Origin of the sequence: Lacrimispora amygdalina (genome assembly GCF_900205965.1) — a bacterium.
GTDB classification, from domain to species: Bacteria; Bacillota; Clostridia; order Lachnospirales; family Lachnospiraceae; genus Lacrimispora; species Lacrimispora amygdalina_A.
This window is the reverse complement of sequence record NZ_OAOF01000049.1, coordinates 1-6,564: the sequence shown is the minus strand read 5'-3', so window position 1 is coordinate 6,564 and position 6,564 is coordinate 1. Positions and strand designations below refer to the sequence as shown.

At 37.6% G+C, this 6,564-nt stretch carries 9 protein-coding genes; 1 reads left to right on the top strand and 8 read right to left on the bottom strand.

The features are described from left to right. Positions 1 to 423 precede the first annotated feature (423 nt). The 8 genes from CRO04_RS25305 to CRO04_RS25270 are packed head-to-tail and all read right to left on the bottom strand — an operon-like array spanning position 424 to position 5,496. Positions 424 to 690 (bottom strand): hypothetical protein, encoded by a 267-nt coding sequence (locus tag CRO04_RS25305; RefSeq protein WP_097007012.1) that lies wholly within the window; start codon positions 688 to 690, stop codon positions 424 to 426. Between the two features lie 20 nt (positions 691 to 710). Continuing rightward, a complete protein-coding gene (locus CRO04_RS25300; protein WP_242974657.1) occupies positions 711 to 1,583 on the bottom strand; it encodes a DNA adenine methylase in 873 nt (290 codons plus the stop codon). A 7-nt stretch (positions 1,584 to 1,590) separates the two neighbouring features. Continuing rightward, the gene (locus CRO04_RS25295) at positions 1,591 to 1,830 is read right to left on the bottom strand and encodes a hypothetical protein (protein WP_097007011.1); all 240 of its coding nucleotides are present in this window, start codon (positions 1,828 to 1,830) and stop codon (positions 1,591 to 1,593) included. Between the two features lie 18 nt (positions 1,831 to 1,848). Then, positions 1,849 to 2,124 carry an AbrB/MazE/SpoVT family DNA-binding domain-containing protein gene (locus CRO04_RS25290; RefSeq protein WP_166432676.1) on the bottom strand — a complete coding sequence of 92 codons (276 nt, stop codon included), beginning with the start codon at positions 2,122 to 2,124 and terminating at the stop codon, positions 1,849 to 1,851. Positions 2,125 to 2,171: 47 nt separating this feature from the next. After that, positions 2,172 to 3,581, bottom strand: a complete 1,410-nt coding sequence (locus CRO04_RS25285) for a hypothetical protein (protein WP_097007009.1) — start codon at positions 3,579 to 3,581, stop codon at positions 2,172 to 2,174. Positions 3,582 to 3,593: 12 nt separating this feature from the next. Beyond that, positions 3,594 to 4,454 carry a ParA family protein gene (locus CRO04_RS25280; protein ID WP_097007008.1) on the bottom strand — a complete coding sequence of 287 codons (861 nt, stop codon included), beginning with the start codon at positions 4,452 to 4,454 and terminating at the stop codon, positions 3,594 to 3,596. Between the two features lie 54 nt (positions 4,455 to 4,508). Next, a complete protein-coding gene (locus CRO04_RS25275) occupies positions 4,509 to 5,162 on the bottom strand; it encodes a hypothetical protein (protein ID WP_141401047.1) in 654 nt (217 codons plus the stop codon). A gap of 22 nt (positions 5,163 to 5,184) precedes the next feature. Next, entirely contained in the window at positions 5,185 to 5,496 is a 312-nt protein-coding gene (locus tag CRO04_RS25270) for a hypothetical protein (protein WP_097007006.1), read from the bottom strand. 312 nt (positions 5,497 to 5,808) lie between these two features. On the opposite strand from CRO04_RS25270, the gene CRO04_RS25265 reads away from it, so the two are divergent. Next, complete coding sequence (locus tag CRO04_RS25265; RefSeq protein ID WP_242974658.1) at positions 5,809 to 6,435, top strand: peroxiredoxin; 627 nt, start codon at positions 5,809 to 5,811, stop codon at positions 6,433 to 6,435. Positions 6,436 to 6,564: the final 129 nt, after the last annotated feature.

Genomic DNA, 6,564 nt, shown 5'->3' with positions numbered 1-6,564 from the left:
GAAGCTGAATACTTTTGACATATAAACTAAGTCGTATTCTTCGATCAGGCCGTCAAACGGCTCATACCACTGAACCCGATCATCTTTCGACTTATGCCATGCACTTATTTTCATAAGTGGTAGATTGGGGTAATTATGTCCATCTACATCAATAAGCCCTACTTTCAATTCACACCGCCTTTCTCATCAAAATACTAATTTAGATGTTCATTCCATTCCTTTTTTATAATGCTAATATCTTCATTGGCGACCGTACTCTTCAAACACTGGGTACAAAAAACTTTATATGGACTTCCACTACAAAAATCTTTTCCATCTGAACCAACCATGTATGGATAACCACCATAAGAACATGTATTACTATGGTATCCTTTCCTCCCAGGTTCCAGGAAATCTAAATTACTGCTTGAGAAACAAGTTAGTCTAAGTGTTATTTTTTATAATATCGGCCATTTCATCTAATAAAATGGCTGTGTTCATAGCAAGCGCATCAGTTGGTTTTACTTTTTTGTCCATCATGTAAGCAGTTTGAAGTTCATCTTCTGTTTCTTGGTGTTTCCATGTTCCAACTTTAAAGCAAATTTTATTTTCTTCTATGTAGACATTTATATCTTTTACTTCAAGATATTTGTAATTATCAATAGTTTCATTGATTTGATTTTTTATTTTTGTTAGTGTGGTTTTAATCATTAAATTCACCTCTCTACAGTTTAGCTTATAAAATCATATATATTTGTCTGTCCTGCAGGTTCGAAATTCATCCAAAGAATTTCTCTTTTTTTACTGCTGATCTGCGAATAGCATGTTGTTTCTTCCCGGTACCAGTTAGATAAACGATCATTATATAGTTCACTATCATATCCGCTTAGTAATACTGGGCCTTTATGAGCCTGTAATACATCTATCAAGTCATGATGCTGTTTATCTTCTGCCATTTCGTAACGGTATTGCTTACCATGCCTTTCACTCAGCACATATGGAGGATCAGCATAAATCAATACTTTCGGATTATTAAACCTTTCAATTAGCTCCACTGCCGGGCGGTTTTCAATTTGTACGCCTCTGATCCGTTCTGCTGCTTGCATTATCTTTTCCGGTAATTTGCACCAATCTGACGCAGCATAAGCCTTTTCACGTCCCTGTACGTCATTCTTCCAGCCTACCTTTTCCCCAGTAGTGCGGAATCCGTGGCCCATATTCAGCCTTATGTAGAAATTAATTGCTTTACTAAAGCTGTCCTCTGGTACCGTTTTAAAGGTATCATCATAAATTTGTCTTGCGTAAGGAGTTAAATATATTTCTCTGGCCAGTCGTTCCGGGTCCTTGCGAATCCATTCGAATAGATTTACCACATTCCCGTCCATATCATTCACCGTTTCAATGTTTGACCTGGGCTTATTGAACAGAACGGCTCCGCTGCCGAAAAACGCCTCTAAGTAACTGTGATGCTCCGGGAAGTAACTTATAATCCAGTCTGCGATACTCCATTTACTTCCCGGATACTTCATAACTGCTTTCATAATTTGTAAGAAGCCCGGTATACCCTTACCCCTGCAGGAGGCTGGCTCCTTTCTTTTAATCATTCATATTTCAGTTCAGTTCTGCAACTATATTAACCCCAGAACTATGAGGAATGATTTCTGTTACTTCACATTTTATAAAATCTAAAAATTCACTATAAGAAATTTCTCCCTTTTCATTTCTTTCAATATCAAACATTTTAAGAGGTGCTTCATCCAGCCCTCTTCGCTCTTTTATATGTCCTTTTGGATAAATAAAAATGGAGAATTTCTTACACTTCGTAATACTCAAACACTTTTTTAATTTCATAATGCACCTCCCATAATACTAATTTGCCTGTCTTAAAAGCAATAATGCTTCTTGCAGACACTTCTGTATTTGATCCGCCTTATCCTGTCCTACATAAGAATTATCTTCTTTTACAGATCTTTGCAGGTTTTCAATGTCTGAGATCAAGCTTAGTTCCGCGCTGTACTTCTTTAACAATATTCCTTCCTCTGTAGCCAATATTTCCAATGAAGATCCATCAACTAATCCCATGGAATTTCTAATATCTTTCGGCAAGACTAACCTGCCAAGATGATCAATTTTTCTTATAACCACTTTTCTTCCTCCTATTCTGTAAAAATTTAAGTACTTCCTGGTTAAATCTATATTTTAAGTATGGCATGTAGGTTATTTACAATTTCCTCAATCTCCTCCTTAAATTTAGAACTATCAGAACCATTTAACTTTCCATAAGCGATAAACGCCTTTTTTATATCAGATACTGAGCTCATTGTTGTCTCAATTGCCGTAGACAATTTTACTTCCATACGAATTCTTTGAAGATCCTGCCCCGGCTGATCCTTCATCTGCTTTAGCTCAGCTTCTAACTTTTCAATCTCATTATTCTTATTATTCAGTTTCTGACTGATCTCGTTAAGGCTTTTATTAATATCCTTTTGGGCATCTTCTTTTTCTTGGAGCTGCTTTTCAAGCTCTTTAACTTTATTTCTATCAGGGCTATTATTTAGAATCTCTTCCGAAATTTCAAGTTTGATACGCTCGCGGTCCTGCTCAATACTCTCCTGGAGCCTCACAAGCTCCTTCTCATGCCTTTCCTGCAGTTGATCACTCTCTTCCCTTAATCTGCTTAATTCCCCCTCTTTAAGGATCAATTCCGTTTGCACAGCCTCCTTCTCCTGTTTAAGCTTTTTAATATCATCTGCAGATACTTTCTTCCCTTCCTGGATCAGCTTTAAGATATTCCGTTGCTCCTCCTCAGTAAGAACCGAATAATTTGCTCCATCGGCCAGAGTAATATTATTCAGAAAAAACTCTTCTCTCAATTCCGGTATCAAAGCATCAATACTTTTATACTTTTGAACCTGCCTCTCAGTCATCCCCAGTTTATTACCCACTTCTTTATTTACATTAATACGTTTCTTATAAGGCAGTAAGGCATTACGCCTCTCCATCAATTCAGCGCGTCTTGTAACCCGTTTATACTTGTCCTGTGGGTTCGTGGGTCTTACCTCTTCATTGGCATCCATCAATCTGATTTCACTGTCAATTTCATCTAAAGGCGACATATCACCGGCATCCATATATTTTTTCTTTTTCACGTTAATAGGATAACCGGCTTCAAACCCCTTTACGTTGTCCAGGTAGTCCTGATACTCCTGAGAATCAGTATCTTCATAATCTCTAAACTTTTCCAGAAGCAGATCAATAGCTCTGGTTCTTCTCTCTCCAGATTCTATTACATATAAATCCTGTTCCTCATCATAAAATCCTTCAAGAGAATGAATCAACCCAAAGCGTAGAATACCTTCCGCAAGCTTTTCTAAATCCACCTGGCTGTAATCGTTCTTATCATTGAATATGATTTTCTTTCTGGGTATGATTTTCAAATTAAACGGGACGTTACTCCTCTTTTCGCTGAGCTTCCCTACTATCTCCTGCAAACTAACGCCTGGATCTGTCACCACACGTTCCTCCGGTATAGTACTTACTTCCGGAACCTTGGCCATTTCATTATTTCTAATGTTTAGACCTTTAAATTTCTGTACTGGCATAAAACAACCTCCTTACATTGCTTCCTTTATGGAATCTCTTAAAAATTTCTCAGTCTGGGTATCTAAAATCCCCATCTCCAATAACAAGTTACAGTAATCACTTAATGCTCTGGAATTTGGATATGTAAGCAATGGCTTAAATTCTCTTTCTATGTCATTGATTTTTGTATCTTGCCGGATCGCTGTATCAAAAAACATATTGTTCATGTTTGCTGTAAATGTCTTGCTGGTTTCCTTAAATGCATTGGTAATTACATTTGCCTGGGTGATAAATGCTCCCAGAAACTGAGGACTTTCTAAATCATGTTCCTCTTTTATATAGATAATGCTTTTCAATGTTTCCTGCAGCCCCTCATAAGAATACTGCTCACACTTAATCGGAATAATAATAAAATCTGAGGCAAAAATGCTGTTTACCGTCAAAATATTATTTGCGGGTGCATTGTCAATCAGTATATAGTCATACTCATGTGATATAGCTTTTAAGGCCCTTTTTAAAATTGTATTATTATTGCCTGTATTGCTAACCACCAGATCCTGAGTCAATTTGTGCCTATGGCTGCTGGGTAGAATTGAGAGATTTTCAATGTACGTTTTTCTTATCAGGCTCTTTACCTCTTCACCATTCCGATAGCGGAATCGATAAAGCTCTGCAATATGGTAATCCTCGCTTTCCGGAAGCAGTATTCCATTCTCAATCTCCGGACTATCCTTTTGAAACAAATGAAACTGCATAGATGTATTTCCCTGAGGGTCCTGATCAACGATCAGAGTTTTTTTACCTAAGTAAGCCAGAAGCTCACCTAATACTACTGTAGTAGTGGTTTTGCCAACTCCACCTTTGTTACTGTTAATGCTCCCGATAACTGCCATGTTTTTATCCTCCTGGTATTTATATTTTCAAAGGCTCTTTATTCAGAATTTTTTCTATTGCACACCATTCTTCACGCGATCCATATCGCCATACCATTTAATAACTTTTTCAATTTCATCTTCTAAAGTACCTACTTGTCCATTAACAGACTGCAAAAAATCATTCCAGTAATCATCTATTTGCTCACGGCAATCTGCTACAAACTCTTTTTCCTGTTTAATATTTTCTAATTGTTCTTTTTCCCATACTTCTTTCCGGGAATAGCAAGGTTTATCACCTTCAGCTGTACAGATAACTAAATCCTGCCAAGTATATGTACTCCCATCAAATCTTTTCATGATTCCAGTCTTAATTTCTTCTTCCATAACAGGAATCTGATCCACACTGCTTCTCATATCATTGTACAATTCCAGAAATTCCTCGATCGTATCCTGATCAATCAGATATTTCAAAAAACTCTCTTCCGGAAACATACCAAAGTAACATCTCTCAAACCAGTTATTTAACGCATCCCTTTCATTCGACCCATTGGTATAAGTTCCATCTACCAGGTCACCAACAAAATTTTCAAGAAGCTCTGACACAGACAAACTGGCACTTCCAGCCTTTTTATATAATCTTTCAACATCTGCATCAGACAATTTGATTTCAATCTTTCGCTCTCTAATTGTTTTAATTTCTAACTGCGGATCTTTTTCAACTCTCATAAGAAAACCTCTCTTTCTAAACTCAATTATCATTGTTTTTATGAATCCACCTGATTTCCTTTACCACATCGTCTAAATAATCAGTACTTTTCTGGGCTGCCGCACGGAGCCTCCTAAGCAATAGCTCCTGGCTCTTTATTTCCTCCTCATATGCTTTAAAGCGTCTCTGATACTCCTCTTCTACCTTAACCAGCATTTCTTCCCGCTTCATGCAAAAATGAATTAAGTACTCAAATTTTTCAGTCAGATTTTTTCCCGGACATCTCATAAGATATTTTTCAGTCTCTGGTAAGAGTCTTATTGATGTGGGTCTTCCTTTCTTTTCCTTTTTCACTTTGCTTTCCTCCAATACATTTTTTCTCAACGATGCCAACCACGGGAAGTTTTCTGTTTTACTGTATTTTATAAATATCAACTGCATTGATATTTTAAATTTCTATAACACTTACTGATTTATCCCTATTGTTTTTTCTCATGTGTATCTTTATAATTTCTATATACACATCATCAGTGGATGTAATGGAGGCTTGTAGGTGACAGGTATCTGGTAACTGGTATTTTTGGTAGCTGGTTTTGATAACTGGTAATAAAACTTTAAGCTTGCTGATTCGTTCCCCAAGTGTAGCCAGCACTTGTTTGATTGACTGTGTTTTTATCTATCCGAAATGTTAGGTCTAAAAAAAGAGACCTAACATTTTTTTTAGGTCTCTTTCACTCTTTTCTATATTTTCCATCTATATGCAATGTTTTTACCCCCGTCTGCACTACCGAATTTATTGCCTTTGCGCAAGCCTATGACCAATTTGAAGCTCTAAATGCCAAATTAATAGGCTTAAGCATTGACAGCGATCCCTCTCATCTTGCATGGGTAAACCAGATCTATTTACTGACAGGCATTCAGATCCCCTTCCCTATTATAGCAGACAGAATGGCCGATGTGGCAAATCTGTATGGTATGATAGCTCCTGATGCAGCCAAGCAGGAAACTGTCCGTAACGTCTATTTCATTGATCCAGACCAGATTATACGGGCAATCCTGATTTATCCTCTTACTAATGGAAGAAATATCTGTGAAATCATACGGCTTTTAACTGCCCTTGAAACAACTGACCGCTGTAACGTCGTAACCCCGGCTAACTGGGAGCCAGGTACTCCCGCTATGGTCTCACCACCCCGAACTTATGACCAGATGTTAGAACGCATCAATGATCCTAAGTCACAAAACTTAAATTGTATGGACTGGTTCTGGTGTTATAAAGATAAGCCCTGCTGACATTACCTCGAATCATAACCACCGGCTTAGCCGGTGGTTTGCTCTGGCCCTATAAGGGCCTGTTACCGGCACTGGAGTCTAAAGACTCATTGAAAGGTTCGCCAGCCGCAACATCATTTACCTGCCAAG